The 14,621-nt window shown below is 68.3% G+C and carries 14 protein-coding genes and 1 riboswitch; of the genes, 8 read left to right on the plus strand and 6 right to left on the minus strand.

Annotated features, from left to right (window positions below):
- The first annotated feature begins 435 nt into the window (after positions 1-435).
- The gene (locus ACWF9G_RS24705) at positions 436-1,935 is read left to right on the plus strand and encodes a sugar transferase (RefSeq protein WP_379308104.1); all 1,500 of its coding nucleotides are present in this window, start codon (positions 436-438) and stop codon (positions 1,933-1,935) included.
- Positions 1,936-1,977: 42 nt separating this feature from the next.
- Here ACWF9G_RS24705 and ACWF9G_RS24710 read toward each other — a convergent pair whose 3' ends face one another.
- The 3 genes from ACWF9G_RS24710 to ACWF9G_RS24720 are packed head-to-tail and all read right to left on the minus strand — an operon-like array spanning position 1,978 to position 5,192.
- Entirely contained in the window at positions 1,978-3,609 is a 1,632-nt protein-coding gene (locus ACWF9G_RS24710) for an ABC transporter permease (protein WP_452518195.1), read from the minus strand.
- Entirely contained in the window at positions 3,606-4,541 is a 936-nt protein-coding gene (locus ACWF9G_RS24715) for an ABC transporter ATP-binding protein (RefSeq protein ID WP_379308102.1), read from the minus strand. Before ACWF9G_RS24715 ends, ACWF9G_RS24710 begins: the two co-directional genes overlap by 4 nt.
- Before the next feature lie 3 nt (positions 4,542-4,544).
- Entirely contained in the window at positions 4,545-5,192 is a 648-nt protein-coding gene (locus ACWF9G_RS24720) for a TetR/AcrR family transcriptional regulator (protein ID WP_379308101.1), read from the minus strand.
- Positions 5,193-5,292: 100 nt separating this feature from the next.
- Between ACWF9G_RS24720 and ACWF9G_RS24725 the strand changes: the two genes are divergently transcribed.
- Complete coding sequence (locus ACWF9G_RS24725) at positions 5,293-7,224, plus strand: acyl-CoA dehydrogenase family protein (RefSeq protein ID WP_452518196.1); 1,932 nt, start codon at positions 5,293-5,295, stop codon at positions 7,222-7,224.
- On the opposite strand, the gene ACWF9G_RS24730 is transcribed toward ACWF9G_RS24725, so the two are convergent.
- From ACWF9G_RS24730 to ACWF9G_RS24740, 3 genes are all read right to left on the minus strand, one after another.
- Complete coding sequence (locus tag ACWF9G_RS24730; RefSeq protein ID WP_452518197.1) at positions 7,221-7,862, minus strand: phosphatase PAP2 family protein; 642 nt, start codon at positions 7,860-7,862, stop codon at positions 7,221-7,223. The two genes, ACWF9G_RS24725 and ACWF9G_RS24730, sit on opposite strands and share 4 nt — an antisense overlap.
- Complete coding sequence (locus tag ACWF9G_RS24735) at positions 7,849-8,727, minus strand: nuclease-related domain-containing protein (RefSeq protein ID WP_452518199.1); 879 nt, start codon at positions 8,725-8,727, stop codon at positions 7,849-7,851. Before ACWF9G_RS24735 ends, ACWF9G_RS24730 begins: the two co-directional genes overlap by 14 nt.
- Positions 8,728-8,839: 112 nt before the next feature.
- Positions 8,840-10,228, minus strand: a complete 1,389-nt coding sequence (locus ACWF9G_RS24740; protein ID WP_452518201.1) for a DUF2252 domain-containing protein — start codon at positions 10,226-10,228, stop codon at positions 8,840-8,842.
- A gap of 121 nt (positions 10,229-10,349) precedes the next feature.
- Here ACWF9G_RS24740 and ACWF9G_RS24745 point away from each other — a divergent pair, with 121 nt between their 5' ends.
- From ACWF9G_RS24745 to ACWF9G_RS24770, 6 genes are all read left to right on the plus strand, one after another.
- On the plus strand, positions 10,350-10,985 hold the full coding sequence (locus ACWF9G_RS24745) for a CDP-alcohol phosphatidyltransferase family protein (RefSeq protein ID WP_378853041.1): 636 nt from the start codon (positions 10,350-10,352) through the stop codon (positions 10,983-10,985).
- 42 nt (positions 10,986-11,027) lie between these two features.
- Positions 11,028-11,426, plus strand: a complete 399-nt coding sequence (gcvH, locus tag ACWF9G_RS24750) for a glycine cleavage system protein GcvH (RefSeq protein WP_379308096.1) — start codon at positions 11,028-11,030, stop codon at positions 11,424-11,426.
- Positions 11,427-11,604: 178 nt separating this feature from the next.
- Entirely contained in the window at positions 11,605-12,090 is a 486-nt protein-coding gene (odhI, locus tag ACWF9G_RS24755) for an oxoglutarate dehydrogenase inhibitor Odhl (protein WP_110041099.1), read from the plus strand.
- A 70-nt stretch (positions 12,091-12,160) separates the two neighbouring features.
- A complete protein-coding gene (gene ftsR / locus ACWF9G_RS24760; protein WP_379310827.1) occupies positions 12,161-12,949 on the plus strand; it encodes a transcriptional regulator FtsR in 789 nt (262 codons plus the stop codon).
- A 156-nt stretch (positions 12,950-13,105) separates the two neighbouring features.
- Positions 13,106-13,579, plus strand: a complete 474-nt coding sequence (locus tag ACWF9G_RS24765; RefSeq protein ID WP_379033723.1) for a bifunctional nuclease family protein — start codon at positions 13,106-13,108, stop codon at positions 13,577-13,579.
- 169 nt (positions 13,580-13,748) lie between these two features.
- Positions 13,749-14,306, plus strand: coding sequence for a MerR family transcriptional regulator (locus tag ACWF9G_RS24770; protein WP_189034281.1), 558 nt, complete (start codon positions 13,749-13,751; stop codon positions 14,304-14,306).
- Between the two features lie 78 nt (positions 14,307-14,384).
- A riboswitch (glycine riboswitch) is annotated at positions 14,385-14,484 on the plus strand.
- The last annotated feature ends 137 nt before the right edge of the window (positions 14,485-14,621 follow it).

The raw sequence follows: 14,621 nt of genomic DNA on the forward strand, positions 1-14,621 counted from the left end.
ACATGCCGAAAGTCGGTCCGGCGGTCCGAGACGTTACAGCCAGACGCCGCGCGGGCGGGACTTGAAACCTCTGGGACCGATATTGATTCGTGATATGTTTCGAAGTCGGTCAGGATTTCGCCAGGTCGGCTATCTGCTGGCGTCGGCGACCATTGCTCGTCGCAGTATGATGTCACCCACTCGGGAAAGTGATTGTCCTGCATTCATATCGAATAGCCATGAGTCTGCGCTTGCCTGCTGGGCGGCCGCTGGTGTTATCTGGCTAACTCTCGGAACCCGTTGTGCCGCTGATATTTCGGTGCGACCACCAGCAAATGGTCTGTAACAATCAGCGGGCGGGCATCGAATCGTGGGGAAGTAGGACGGTCATTGCGGCCGCGTTCGGATCAACGGGGTTCGGGAAACGGTGCGTTTCCCGAAGTGAGGTGTGGGTTCATGAGCTTCGAGCTCACCGGCGGCGGCGAAGTCGAGGTCGCCACCGCGGTACAGGCGCTTGGCCGTACGCGGCGTGAGAGCTGGCAGGCGGCGTTCGCGCAGCGGCTGGTCGCCACCGACGTCGTCGCGGTGCTCGGCGCCGTCGTTGCCGCGCAGGCCATCCGCTTCGGTGGCCCGGCCGCGCCGCCGCTGGCCTGGCCGCTGTCCTACGAGGTCGGCTACTCGGTGGTGACCTTGGCGCTGGCGGCGGGCTGGCTGGCCCTGCTGCACGGTTATGGCACCCGCGCCCCCCAGGTGATCGGCACCGGCAGCGAGGAATTCCGCAGGCTGGTCTCGGCGACCCTGCGCTTGTTCGGCGTCCTCGCGATCCTCGCGCTGCTCTTCCGGATCGAGGTCGCGCGCGGGTATCTCGCTATCGCGCTGCCCGCGGGCCTGCTCGCTCTCATCGCAGGCCGACTGGCCTGGCGGGCGCGGCTGCGGCACTGGCGGGCCGAGGGCCGGTGTCACACCGCGGTGCTCGTCGTCGGTTCGCCCGAGGCCGCCCACGCGATGGCCACCGCGTTCACCGATGATCCCGGCTCCGGCTATCGCGTGGTGGGGGTGTGTGTCCCCGCGGGCTCGGGCGACGGGCGATTCGAGAGGCACGGCGGGCCGTCGGTGCTCGGCGACGACCGCTCGGTGCTCGACGCGGTGCGGCGCAGCGCGGCGGAGTCGGTCGCCGTGGCGGCCACCGATCATCTCGGCCCGGCCGAATTGCGTCGCATGGCGTGGGAATTGGATCCGCTCGGGGTCGATCTGATCGTGGCGCCCGGTGTGGTCGACATCGCGGGCGTGCGGCTGACGCACCGCATCGTCGCGGGGATGCCGATGTTGCACATCGATCGGCCGCGATACGGCCGGGCGAAGTCCAGTCGCAAGGCGCTGTTCGACTTCTGTTTCGCCGCGGCGGTGCTGGTCCTCAGCGCGCCGGTCCTGGTAGCCATCGCGATAGCGGTGAAGGCGACCAGCCCGGGGCCGGTGTTCTATCTGTCCGAGCGCATCGGCCGCGACGGTGTGCCGTTCCGGATGATCAAGTTCCGCAGCATGCGCCTCGATGCCGACACCGTGGTCGACGATCTGATCGAGCAGCACGGTGGCAACCCGGTGTTCTTCAAGGTCAAGGATGATCCGCGGGTGACGCCGGTCGGGCGGTTCCTGCGCAAGTACAGCCTCGACGAGCTGCCGCAGTTCTGCAATGTGCTGCGCGGCGAGATGAGCGTGGTGGGGCCACGGCCCCAGGTGCAGCGTGAAGTCGACAGTTATGACGGCGAGATGCGCAGGCGCTTGCTGGTGAAGCCGGGGCTCACCGGGTTGTGGCAGGTCAGCGGGCGGTCCGATCTGTCGCTGGAGGATTCGGTGCGCCTGGATCTGTCCTATGTCGAGAATTGGTCCATGGTGCTCGATGTCGCGCTGATCGCGCGGACCATCGGTGTCGTCACACGCGGGGACGGCGCCTACTAGCCGAGGGGGCCGACGCGGCAACCGCGCGCCGGCCCGGTTCCCTCAGCGTAGGTCGCGGCGTCGGAAGGCCGCCAGACCGAGGACGGTGCCCGCGATCGCGACGGCGAGAAGCCAGGCGATCGGGACGATGTCGAAGGACGCGCCGGGCAGCTTGGGCGGGTGGACGAACGGCACCAGGTCCATCAGCCACTGCGGGAACGTGCCGAGTGAACCGAGCAGCACGATCACGATCATCGCGCTCAACACCGCCCAGGCCAGCGACGCGTACTTCGGCACCACGCCGAACAACAGCAGGGCGATCGCGGTGACCACCCAGACCGCGGGCAGCTGCACCGCGACGGCACCGAGCGACTGACCGAGCTTGCCGACGACATCGCCATCGACGGCGCCCCACACGATCCCGATCCCGATGCCGGACACCAGCAGAGCCACCGCCGGCCCGACGACCGCGAACAGCAGGTGGCTCGCCGCGTACCGCACCCGGCCCACCGCCGCCGCCAGCACCGCCTCGGCACGACCCGCGTTCTCCTCCTCGTGCAGGCGCAGCACCGACGACACCGAATACGCGGCCGCGGCCGCCGCCAGCATGGTGATGGCGTAGGCGATGAACGACTTCTCCAGATCGTCGGAGCCACCCAGCGCGGTGACCACGTCCTGCAGGGTGCCGCTGTCGTCGAGCATGCCGCCGATGCTGTTCACCGCGCCACCGATCAGCAGGCCGTACAGGCCGAAACCGACCGTCCAGCCGAGCATCGAGCCGCGCTGCAACCGCCAGGCCAGACCGACCGGGTCCGAGAGAGCGGGGCCGGCCGCGGCAGGGCCGGGGCGTTCGGCGAGCAGGCCCGCACCGAGGTCGCGGGTGCGCAGCAGCTGGTAGGCGAGCAGAGTCGCGCCGATCGCGACAGCGGCGAGCGGGACGAGCACCCACCAGCGTTCCTCGGCGTACGGACGGATCTGCAGGCACCAGCCCAGCGGCGAGAACCACGACAGCGCACCGTTTCCGGCGTCGCCCACCGCGCGCACCGCGAAGGCGGCGCCCAGCGCGCCGAGCGCGACACCGCGCGCGATCCGCGCCCCGTTGCTCAGCTGGGCGGCGACCGCGGCCACCGCGGCCCAGACGAACCCGGAGGCGGCCAGCGCCGCGCCCCACGCCACCGAGCCTGCCGCGGGCAGGTCGGCGGCCATCAGCGAAGCGGCGCAGGCGATTCCGGCCACCGCCGCGGCGCCGAAGGTCAGCAGTAGCGCGCCGGTGAGACCGGCGAAACGGCCGATGCTGGTGGCGCCGACCAGTTCCGCGCGCCCGGTCTCCTCTTCGACCCTGGTGTGCCGGATCACCGTGAGCACGGCGGCGATCGCGATCATCGCGTACATCGCCCCGGCCTTCCAGGTGCCGATGGACCCGAGCGAGGAATTGAACACCGGACCGTACATGGCCAGTAGCGCGGGACTCGCCGCCGTGGTCGTGGCGAAGCTGTCCAGCTGCTGCTGGGTGGCATAGAGGTCCTTGACCGAGACGACCTGCAGCGCCGGCATCAGCCCGATCAGCAGCGACCACGCGGGCGCGATGATCCGGTCGCGCCGCAGATACAGCCGCAGCATCTGCCCGGTGCCCGCGAATTCGCTTGCGGTGCGGGTGATTCCGATGAATCTCGGGGTGGCGGCGATGGTGGTCATGCCCGCACCTTCTCTCCGTCGACCGCCGCGCCGCTCTCGACGTGGTAGTGCCGCAGGAACAGGTCCTCGAGTGTGGGCGGTGCGCTGGTCAGGCTGCGCACGCCCGCGTCACCGAGGACGCGGATCAGCTCGCCGAGGTGCTCGGCGTCGACCTGGCAGCGCAGCGTGGAGCCGTCGACTTCGACATCGTCGACACCGGGAAGCGCGCCGACATCGCCCGGATCGCCGATCAGTTCGGCCGTGATCGCGGTGCGGCTCAGATGCCGCAGCTGGTCCAGCGAGCCGGATTCGACCGTGCGGCCTGCGCGGATGATCGTCACCCGGTCACACAGGTGCTCGACCTCGGACAGGATGTGGCTCGACAACAGCACGGTCGCCCCGCGGGCCGCGGCCTCGCGGACGCAGTCCTGGAAGATCCGCTCCATCAACGGGTCGAGACCCGAGGTCGGCTCGTCGAGGATGAGCAGATCCGCGTCGGCCGAGAACGCCGACACCAGGGCGACCTTCTGCCGGTTGCCCTTGGAATAGGTGCGGGCCTTCTTGGTCGGATCGAGCTCGAATCGCTCGATCAGTTCGGCGCGCCTCGTCTGGTCGAGCCCGCCGCGCATCCTGGCAAGCAGGTCGATCGTCTCGCCGCCCGACAGCGACGGCCACAGCGTGACATCGCCTGGGACATAAGCGATCCGGTGATGCAGGGCGACCGCATCGGTCCACGGGTCGCGGCCGAACAGCGCCGCCTCGCCGCCGGAGGCGCGCAGCACGCCGAGCAGCACTCGGATCGTGGTGGACTTGCCTGCGCCGTTGGGGCCGAGGAACCCGTGGATCTCGCCGGGGCCGACCCGCAGGTCGAGCCCGTCGAGCGCGGTGAAGCGGCCGAAAGTCTTACGCAGGTCATGGACTTCGATGACCCGATCGGTGGTGTGGGAGGGCATCGTCTACTCCTCGATGAGGCTGTCGAGCAGTGTCGAATCGGTCAGCATGCCTTGGGTGTAGAGCTCGAGTGCCGGGAAGGTGGTCAGGTCCGACAGGTCCCGGATCGCCTTGCGGTAGTCGAGTTTTCCGTCACGCTGCATTCGCATCTGCAGATAGAGGTTGGTGGCTCCGACATGGCAGAGCACGATGTATCTGGCCCGGGCCGCGGGATCGCGGCTCGGCTTGAGCTGGCCCGACTCGACGGCGGCCTGCATGTATTCCTCCGCGTCGGCGACCATGTGCTCCAGCAGGGATTCCGCCAGCGCGCCGCCGGCTTGGAAGCTGCGCAACATGTAGGCCACCAGGGGGGCGTACATCTCGATCTCGGCCAGTGCGGTGATCATCCCGGCAGCGCCTGTGGAGCGGATGACCCGCAGTTTCTCGTCGCGAATGATCTCGAGCACACGATCGTCGCAGGCGGCGCGCAGGCCGTCCTTGGAGCCGAAGTGGTGATTCACCAGACCGGGTGAGACTCCGGCTGCCGCGGCGATCGCCCGGACGCCGACACCGAAACCCTGCTCTCCGAACAGGTCGATCGCGGTATCGCGGATCCGGGCAGCGGTGGTCAGGTCGGGGGAGGGTCCTTGCGGTACGGGCTGTTGGCTGAACACATGTTCAATATACTAAACGACTGTTCAATCGTCGAGCAAGAGTCTGTGTCGGTGAGTTTCGGGCCGCCACCCCGTCGGCGACGCGGCTAGGGTCGAAGACATGGCTACCGGCACAACGACGACGGCAGAACATCTCCGCGCAGCGCTGGACGGACCGTGGCGCGCGGTGAGAGACCAGGCGCGAGTCCAGCTCGCCGACGACCGCTTCACCGGCGACCCGGAACTCGACATCCACGCGGCCAGGGCGCGCGTACTCGACCAGATGCGGGTCATCGCGACCATGGGTTACGCCGAACGCGGGTTCCGGCCCGAGAACGGCGGCACCGGCGACCCGGGCGGCGCGGTCACCGGTCTGGAGATGCTGGCCTACGCCGACCTGTCGCTGTGGGTGAAATCCGGTGTGCAGTGGGGACTGTTCGGCGGCGCGGTGGAGAACCTGGGCACCGAACGCCACCGCGACTACATCAAGCGACTGATCTCGCTCGACCTGCTCGGCTGCTTCGCGATGACCGAGTCGGGACACGGCAGCGACGTCGCCAATATCGAGACCACCGCCACCTACGATCCGGCCACCCAGGAATTCGTGGTGCACACCCCGACACCGTCGGCCCGCAAGGACTACATCGGCGGCGCGGCCGTGCACGCGCGGATGGCGGCGGTGTTCGCCCAGCTGATCACCGGCGGGGAGAACCAAGGCGTGCACTGCCTGCTGGTCCCGATCCGCGACGAGCGCGGCGCCGACCTGCCCGGCGTGACCACCTACGACGACGGCATCAAGGGCGGCCTGCCCGGGGTGGACAACGGCCGCATCGTCTTCGACCAGGTCCGGGTGCCCAGGGAGAACCTGCTCAACCGCTACGCCGATGTCGACCCGGACGGCACCTACGCCTCCGAGATCGACAACCCGAGCCGGCGCTTCTTCACCACGCTCGGCACGCTGGTGCGCGGCCGGGTGAGCGTCGGTGGCGCCGCGTCGGCGGGCGCGCGGGTCGGGCTGAGTATCGCCGTGCGCTACGCGCTGGCGCGGCGTCAGTTCGCCGATCCCGACACCGGGGAGGAGACCCTGCTGATGGACTACCGCAGCCATCAGCGCAGGCTGCTGCCGCTGGTGGCCAAGTCGTTCGCGCTGGCCTTCGCGCAGAACGACCTGGTGCGGCGGATGGACCTGATCCAGTCCGGCAAGGACACCGAATCCGGCTCCCAGCGCGCGCTGGAGAAGCGCGCCGCGGGCCTGAAGGTCGCCCAGACCCGGCACGCCACCCGCGCGATCCAGGAATGCCGCGAAGCCTGTGGCGGCGCGGGCTATCTCACCGAGAACCGCCTCGTCACGCTCAAGGCCGACACCGACGTGTTCACCACCTTCGAAGGTGACAATGTCGTCTTGACCCAGCTCGTCGCGAAGGAGTTGCTCACCGCCTACTCCGACGAGGTCCGCGATCTCGATGCCCTCGGCTGGGTGAAGTTCGCCGCCACCATGGCCGGCGATGTGGTGCGCAAACGATCCGGTGTCCGCCAGCTGATCCAGACCCTGCGCGATCGCAGCGACGACAGCGTCGACGACGGCGACCTGTCCAAGCGGTCGGTGCAGCTGCAGCTGTTCGCCGATCGCGAGGACTACCTGCTGCGGACCGCCGCGCACCGGCTGCGCGCCAGGGCCGCCGACACCGGCCCGTTCGAGGCGTTCAACAACGCCCAGGACCACATCCTGGCCGCCGGCGCCGCGCATATCGACCGGTTGGTGCTCGAGGAATTCGTCGACGGGATCGCCACCATCGAGGACCCCGACGCCAAGGCGCTCGCCGAAACCGTCTGCGACCTCTACGTGTACGCCTCGCTGGAGGAGAATTCGGCCTGGTACATCATGCACCGGTTCATGTCGGTGGAACGGGCCAAGGCGGTGCGGCGCGGGGTCAACGAACTCGTCGACCGGCTGCGTCCGGACGCGCTGACCCTGGTCGAGGCGATGGGCGTGCCCGAGAAGATGCTGCGCGCCGAAATGCTGCACGACGCCAGCGTTTTCGAAAGGAACTAGCCGCGCGTCCTGACTCGCACCAGGTCAGCGAGCCAGCACAGTCCCATCGCCATGGCCGCGGCGGCCGCCGCCCCACCGAGCACATCGGTGGGGTGGTGGTAGCCGAGCTCGACCATGCCGGGCGTGATCGAGACCAGCGCGAGCACGGTGAGCGCCGCGACCGTGATCCGTGCCTTCAGGTTCGGCACCAGGCACGCGAAAGTCGTTGCGACAGCGACGAGATGGACGGTGTGCCCGCTCGGATAGGCGAGATAGTCGTGAAGTTGCCTGTCCCACACCGGTTTCAGCAGCCAGGTGTTGATCGCCAGCGCGACCTCGGGTACCACCAGCATGGTGACCGCCCGCCACCATTCGCGCCGCAGGGCGAACCAGCTGAATGCCGCGAGCAACAGGATCAGCACGACGGGCCCGCTGCTCGGCGCGACGAGCACCTCGGCGAGGCCGGGGGAGAGCGTGTCGGCGATCGGGTCGGCCACCGCGGAGTCGAGGTCGGTGGGCCCGTGGTCGGCGGGGAACGTCAGCGGGATCGCGACCGTGACAGCGGCGCCCGCGCCGATCGCCGTCGCGCGGACGGCGGTACGCGCGGAGACTTCCTCGAGCACGGACGCGACGACCAGCGGTGGCTCAGGCGGGACCATAGGTGAGCACCGCGGTCACCACGAACCACAGCACCCAGACGATCGCGATGATCATCCCGATCGCGAGCGTGATCCGCAGGAACGCGCGGCCGAAGTCGAGATCACCGTCGATCCGCGGATACAGCTTCCACGGGCTGTACCAGGGCGCCACCAGGCCGCGGTTCGCCAGTTCGCGCTCGAGCTGTGCCTGTTCCTCGGCGTACTGCTCGGCTTGGGCCTGGGTCGGGCCGCCGTGCCACAGGGTGACATCGATCGGGCCGAGGAAGCCCTCGTTGAGCAGATCCTGGGGTGCGGGCAGATAGGGCAGGATGCCGAGGCCGCGGAACGCGATGGCGATGTCGTTGGCGGTCCAGAGGTTGTGTTCCTTCGCGGCCAGCATCTCGAAGTACTGTTCGAGCCGGTGCGGATCGTCTGTGACGATCACGTCGAAGCTGGGATCGCTCCACCCCTGGTGCACGTCGATCTGCGCGCCCTGCATCGGCACGATGACGCCGAGCCCGTGCACCGCGCGCTGGCCGAGCCCGCGCGCCGCGAGATAGTTCTGCAGCGCGAAGGTGTGCTCACGGGAGCGCTCCAGCGGCGTCGACTTCTCGGCGCCCGCGAACCGCGCGAGCTCGCCGGAGACCATCCACGGGCCGTTGAGCGGGATCTCCAGCACGCCGTCCTGGAGCGCGGTGAAGGTCTCCGCCTCGATCACCACGCAACTGGTCGGCGTCCACACCACCGCGTCGAACTGATGTAGCCGATCGTCCTGGAACAAGCTGCAGTTGATCGTGGCGACGCCGTGCGGGCTGGACGGATCCTTCCAGGTGCGCAGCCAATCGATCAGTGCCAGCTCGGCATCGGTGCCTGCCGCATTCTGCACGCGCACGAGCATGGAGTCCGCCCTTCTGGGTCGTTGGCGCCGCGGGCCGAGAACCGTTGGCGTACATCGTAGCTCGATGACCGGCGGTTGCCGGGGAGGATACGGCCGGTGTTCAGCTCGGCTCGGCCTCGATCTTGCCCGCCGCGACGGCGGCGACGAGTTCGGCGTGATCGGCCTCGGTCCGGTCGGCGTAGCGCACCGCGTAGCGGGCGATCGCCTCGTCGAACTTGTCGTCGTCGGCTTCGAGATAGCCGGCCAGGGTGCGCGGGTCGACCGAGCGGGAGTGCGCCCTGGCCAGCAACGCCCCGGCGAGCCTGCCGTAGTCGTCGAGATCGCCGGCCGAGAGCCCGGCCGGGTCGATGCTGCCCTTGAGATTGCGGAACTGGCGCACGATGAACGGGATCGAGCCGTCGAGCTCGATCGTCGTCCAGCCGAGCAGGATGTCGGTCTCGGACTGCACGCTGCGCGCCCCGACCACGATGCGCTCACCCTCGTGCCGGGGCGCCGCCGGCGGCAGGAACGGCGCAAGCGCGGACGGAGTCGCCTGCTTGACCTGCAGCACCAGCGCCTCGCCGTCGTTGCCGTGCAGCAGCGCCACATAACTGTGCAGGCCGACGCTGCCGGTGCCGACGATCCGGAACGCCACATCGGAGACCGCGAAACGGGCCAGCAGGTTGCGCCGGGACTCGCGGATGGTGCCCGCGTAGCGCTCGAGCCCGTCGATGACGGCCTCGGCGACCCGCTCCTCGACCGGGGTGAGGATCGGCGGATCGCTGACGAACCGGTGCTTGCTGATATCGGTCTCGTGATCGTCGAGGTGCGCGGTCCACTTCGCGACGACCTTGGCGCTGGTGTTCTTGCGCGCCTTCTTGGCGGCCTTCTTGAATTCGTCGAGCAAGTCCTCGGCCTTGGCCTCGGTCAGGATCGACTCGTCGTGCATCGCGGTCCAGGACTGCAGGAACGGCATGTCCGCGAGTTCGGCGACGGTGCGGCGGTAGGAGCGGGCGGCCTCGCGCGCGGCGCGCACGCAGTCGTCTTCGTCGGCGCCGCCCTCGCGCCCGGCCAGCACGAGGCTGGCGGCGAGCCGTTCCAGGTCCCATTCCCACGGACCGAGGACGGTCTCGTCGAAATCGTTGATGTCCATCACGATCTCGCCGCGCTGGGTGCCGTAGAGGCCGAAGTTCGCGGCATGGGCGTCACCGCAGATCTGGGCGGGCAGCCCACTGTCCGGTCCCGCGGCGAGGTCGGCGGCCATCAGCCCGGCGGCGCCGCGGAAGAAGGTGAACGGCGATGCGGTCATCCGGCCGATCCGCAACGGGATCAGTCGCTCGATCCGCCCCCGGTTGCTCGCCTCGACGAACTCGAGCACGCTCGGCCGGCCCGGGCTCTCGGCCGCCCGGTCGCGGGCGGAGACCGGGACCCGTTCCCTGGCGGCGCGGCCGCGTTCGCGCGCGTCCTCGGCGGAGACGTAGGTACGCAGATCTAAACCACTGTCGGACACAAGTGCCCAGGTTAGCGGTTCGGCGCCGGAGCGGCACCGCGACCGCCGGGCAACAGAACGCGGCCGGAAGTTTCGGCGTGGCCGGATGGCGCGAGCGGGGGTCGGTGCGGTATGCAGGGGCGTGGCAACCGAATCGGGAACGCCGGGCACCAACGACACCGCAACCGGTGGCGTGTTCAGCGATCGCATCCTGACCGTGCCCAATGTGCTGAGCCTGATCCGGCTGATCGGCATCCCGGTGTTCCTGTGGTTGTTGCTGGTCCGCCATGCCGACGGCTGGGCGTTCGCGCTGTTGATCGCCCAGGGCTTCACCGATTTCCTCGACGGCAAACTCGCTCGGTTGCTCGACCAGTCCTCCCGGCTGGGCGCCCTGCTCGATCCGCTCGTCGACCGGTTATACCTCGTGACTACGCTCGTGGCGTTCGTCGCACGCGGGCTGATTCCGTGGTGGATCGCGGTGATCCTGATCGGTCGCGATCTGATACTCACCGTGACCCTGTCGGTATACAAGCGCCGTGAACTGCCCGCTCCCGAGGTGATCTACCTCGGTAAAGCGGCCACCTTCGCGCTGATGTCGGCCCTGCCGTGGCTGCTCACGGGGGAGATGGATTGGGCAGGGGCAGGTTTCGGCTGGGCCTTCGGCTGGGCACTGCTGATCTGGGGCACCGCGCTGTATGTGTGGACAGGGGTGCTCTACGTGGGGCTGGCGGTCGCGGTCGCGCGTTCGATACCGCCTGTGCCGCACCGCGGGAGCTAGTCGATACTGTTGCGTGCAACGTTGACGACGAAAGGACGTCCTGTGACCCGGACCCCTGAGGATCTGCGCTACACCGAAGAGCACGAATGGGTGCGGCGGACCGGCCCCACGGCGGTTCGTGTCGGCATCACCGACTACGCCCAGTCACAGCTGGGTGACGTCGTGTTCGTCCAGCTGCCCGAGGTCGACAAGGATGTGACCACCGGCGAGAGCATCGCCGAGGTCGAGTCGACCAAGAGCGTGTCCGACATCTACGCTCCACTGAGCGGGAAAGTCGTTGCGGTGAACGAAGTTCTGGTGCAGGAACCGGAGACGCTGAACACCGATCCGTACGACGACGGCTGGCTGTTCGAGCTCGCCTTCGACGAGGAGGCGGCGCTGGATTCCGCCCTCGGTGAACTGCTGGATGCGGCGGGTTATCAAGGAGTTATCGGGGGCTGAGTAAGCCTTCACAGTTCTCCCTGCACGGGTACGCCCCGGCAGGGTACGGTCAAAGCCAAGCGGATACGTCGGGGAATCGACGCCGGGATCTTTTTCCTGGCGATGTGATCGCGCCGGTCGTGTCGCCGAATACAGCACCTGCTTGCATGGATAATCAGGTTCGAGGAGGAGAGAAACGGTGAGCGAGAACAGGGACCCGGGTTACGGGGAGACCGCGGCCGAGACGACGTCGGTCTTCCGCGCGGACTTCCTCAACGAGGTCGACGCGTCGCGCTCCGGAGAGCCGACCGGCGAACAGCCGGTGCAGGGCGTCGAGGGCCTGCCGGTCGGTGCGGCCCTCCTGGTGGTCAAGCGCGGCCCGAACGCGGGCTCGCGTTTCCTGCTGGATCAGCCGACCACCTCGGCCGGTCGCCATCCCGACAGTGACATCTTCCTCGATGATGTCACTGTCAGCCGTCGGCACGCGGAGTTCCGTCAGGACGACGACTCGTTCCAGGTCGTCGATGTGGGCAGCCTCAACGGCACCTACGTCAACCGGGAGCCGGTGGACTCCTCGGAGCTGCAGAACGGCGACGAGGTCCAGATCGGCAAGTTCCGGCTGGTCTTCCTGACCGGTCCGCGCGCGCAGGCGAACGAGTCGGCGTCGGGCGCGGGGTCGCGATGACCCCTACGGTGCTGGTGCTCGCGAAGGGCGCAGTGCTGTGACAGGGGCGGCGCAGTGGGCGCGCGGAGGGATGTCGATCGGCTCCGTGCTAGACCTGCTGCGACCAGATTTTCCTGATATCACCATCTCCAAGATCCGGTTCCTCGAATCCGAGGGCCTGATCCGGCCGGAGCGGACACCGTCGGGATACCGGCGGTTCTCCGTGGCCGACTACGAACGGCTGCGTTTCGTGCTGACCGCGCAACGCGATCAGTACCTGCCGCTCAAGGTGATCAAGGAGCAACTCGAAGCGATCGACAGTGGTGCGGCGACCCTCGGCGTGCGTGAAGCGCGCGCCAGGGCGCACTCCCACCACAGCGCCGCGGAGGCCGGGCAGTCGCTGTCCGGCGCCGCGCGCGCGGACACCGATGGTGTCAGTCCGGCACCGCCGCGCAGACTGGGCGTCGTCCCCGGCGAGATCACGCCGGACGAACTGCGCGTCGACGTCGGGGTGCGCCTGACCCGCGCCGATCTGCTCGCCAAGGCGGGCATCGACGACAAATTTCTCGACGACCTGCTGCGCGCCGGACTGATCGTCCCCGGCGCGGGCGGCTTCTTCGAATCCGACGCGGTGACGCTGGCGCACGCGGCCAAATCGATGGCCGAATTCGGCCTGGAAGCCCGGCATCTGCGCGCCTTCAAACTGGCCGCCGACCGCGAGGCCGCCCTCGTCGCCCAGATCGCCGCGCCTATCGCCAAGAGCCGCGACGCCGACGCGCGCGCCCGCGCCGAGGAGACCGTCCGCGAACTGGCGGCACTGTCGCTGAACCTGCACGCGGCGCTGGTGACAGCGGCCGTACGCGCCGCACTCGGCAACTGACACACCCCGCCACCGGATCGGGTATCACCCCGGCAACACGCCGATTTCGGCTCGGACGTCCTCGTTGCACCGACCGGAATTCGCCTAGACTCGTTGGTACGGCGAGCTGGGCAGCTGTCGTGCCGGTCGGCGGCGAGTATGGGAGGCAGACAACTCATGAGCGAGATGCGCGTAATCGGCATCCGTGTCGAGCAGCCACAGAACCAGCCCGTGCTGCTGCTGCGGGAAGCGGAGGGCGAGCGATACCTGCCGATCTGGATCGGGCAGGCCGAGGCCACCGCGATCGTGCTCGAGCAGGAGGGGGTCACCCCGATCCGTCCGCTCACTCACGATTTGATCAAGATTCTGATCACCGAACTCGGGCACACCCTCAAGGAAGTGCGGATCGTCGATCTGCAGGAGGGCACCTTCTACGCAGATCTCGTCTTCGACGGCGATCTGCGGGTCTCGGCCCGGCCGTCGGATTCGGTGGCCATCGCGCTGCGGGTCGGCTGCCCGATCTTCGCCGAGGAACCGGTACTCGCCGAGGCCGGGCTGGTGATGCCGGACGAGCGTGAGGACGAGGTCGAGAAGTTCAAGGAGTTCCTCGAGTCGGTCTCGCCCGACGACTTCAAGGCCACGGACAGCTGATTCACTTCCCGATCTTCTAGACCTGAAGTAGAGGTCGAGGGAATCGCCGCGCGCGGTGCTTGGTGCGACAACGGTGCAGGTCCGACAATGGCAGGAGTAACCTCGAAAGTCGGGCAACATCCGTCGTGACTCCGGTATTCGAGAACGTCGGCAGAGCAAGGAGTGGTCAGTGGAAGAGCAATCGCAGGATGTGGTGCAGCCTGGCTTGTTCCCGGACGACTCGGTTCCGGACGATCTGGTCGGCTATCGGGTGCCGAGCGCGTGTCAGGTCGCCGGCATCACCTACCGTCAACTCGACTACTGGGCCCGCACCGGGCTGGTTGTGCCGTCGATCCGTGGCGCCGCGGGTTCGGGCAGTCAGCGGTTGTACTCGTTCAAGGACATCCTTGTCCTCAAGATCGTGAAGCGGCTGCTGGACGCGGGCGTCTCTTTACAGAACATCCGGATCGCGGTCGATCATCTGCGCAGCCGCGGGGTGCCGGATCTGGCCGGGATCACGCTGTTCTCCGACGGGACCACGGTGTACGAGTGCACCTCGCCCGAGGAGGTAGTCGATTTACTGCAGGGCGGGCAGGGCGTCTTCGGAATCGCGGTCAGCGGCGCCATGCGGGAACTGACCGGGGCTATCGCCGACTTCCCTGCCGAGCGGGCCACCGAGATCACCGACCGGCCCGAGGACGAACTGTCCTTCCGGCGCAAGGTGCGGGAGAACCGCAAGACCGGATAGTAGTGACGAGCACTACACCCCCGGCGGGCCCCAGGTGGCGCGGCCGGGGGTTTGCTGCATCTAGACTTGATGGCGCGTCGCCGCCGTGCGGGAGAGTCCTGGATTCGTGAGAGTCCGGGCGCCGAAGGAGCAGCACCTCCCCGTCAATCTCTCAGGCAACAGGGACCGCACGGTGATTCGACGCCTCTGGAAAGCGGTGGCTTCAGGCTGCCCGCCCACGGGGAAAGGGACACGGCTGTTCGCCGTCGGGTCACCGAATCTCTCAGGCGCCACGACAGAGGGGGAGGGCTGGTACCCGTCGACCATACGGTCGAC

The sequence above is a fragment of the Nocardia sp. NPDC055029 genome (genome assembly GCF_053608525.1).

Excerpts from the sequence above, each read along its gene's own strand:
- ACWF9G_RS24730 (WP_452518197.1), bottom strand. The coding sequence starts at position 7,862 with ATGGTCCCGCCTGAGCCACCGCTGGTCGTCGCGTCCGTGCTCGAGGAA.
- ACWF9G_RS24710 (WP_452518195.1), bottom strand. The coding sequence starts at position 3,609 with ATGACCACCATCGCCGCCACCCCGAGATTCATCGGAATCACCCGCACC.
- ftsR (WP_379310827.1), top strand. The coding sequence starts at position 12,161 with ATGTCGATCGGCTCCGTGCTAGACCTGCTGCGACCAGATTTTCCTGAT.
- ACWF9G_RS24715 (WP_379308102.1), bottom strand. The coding sequence starts at position 4,541 with ATGCCCTCCCACACCACCGATCGGGTCATCGAAGTCCATGACCTGCGT.
- ACWF9G_RS24725 (WP_452518196.1), top strand. The coding sequence starts at position 5,293 with ATGGCTACCGGCACAACGACGACGGCAGAACATCTCCGCGCAGCGCTG.
- ACWF9G_RS24705 (WP_379308104.1), top strand. The coding sequence starts at position 436 with ATGAGCTTCGAGCTCACCGGCGGCGGCGAAGTCGAGGTCGCCACCGCG.
- ACWF9G_RS24765 (WP_379033723.1), top strand. The coding sequence starts at position 13,106 with ATGAGCGAGATGCGCGTAATCGGCATCCGTGTCGAGCAGCCACAGAAC.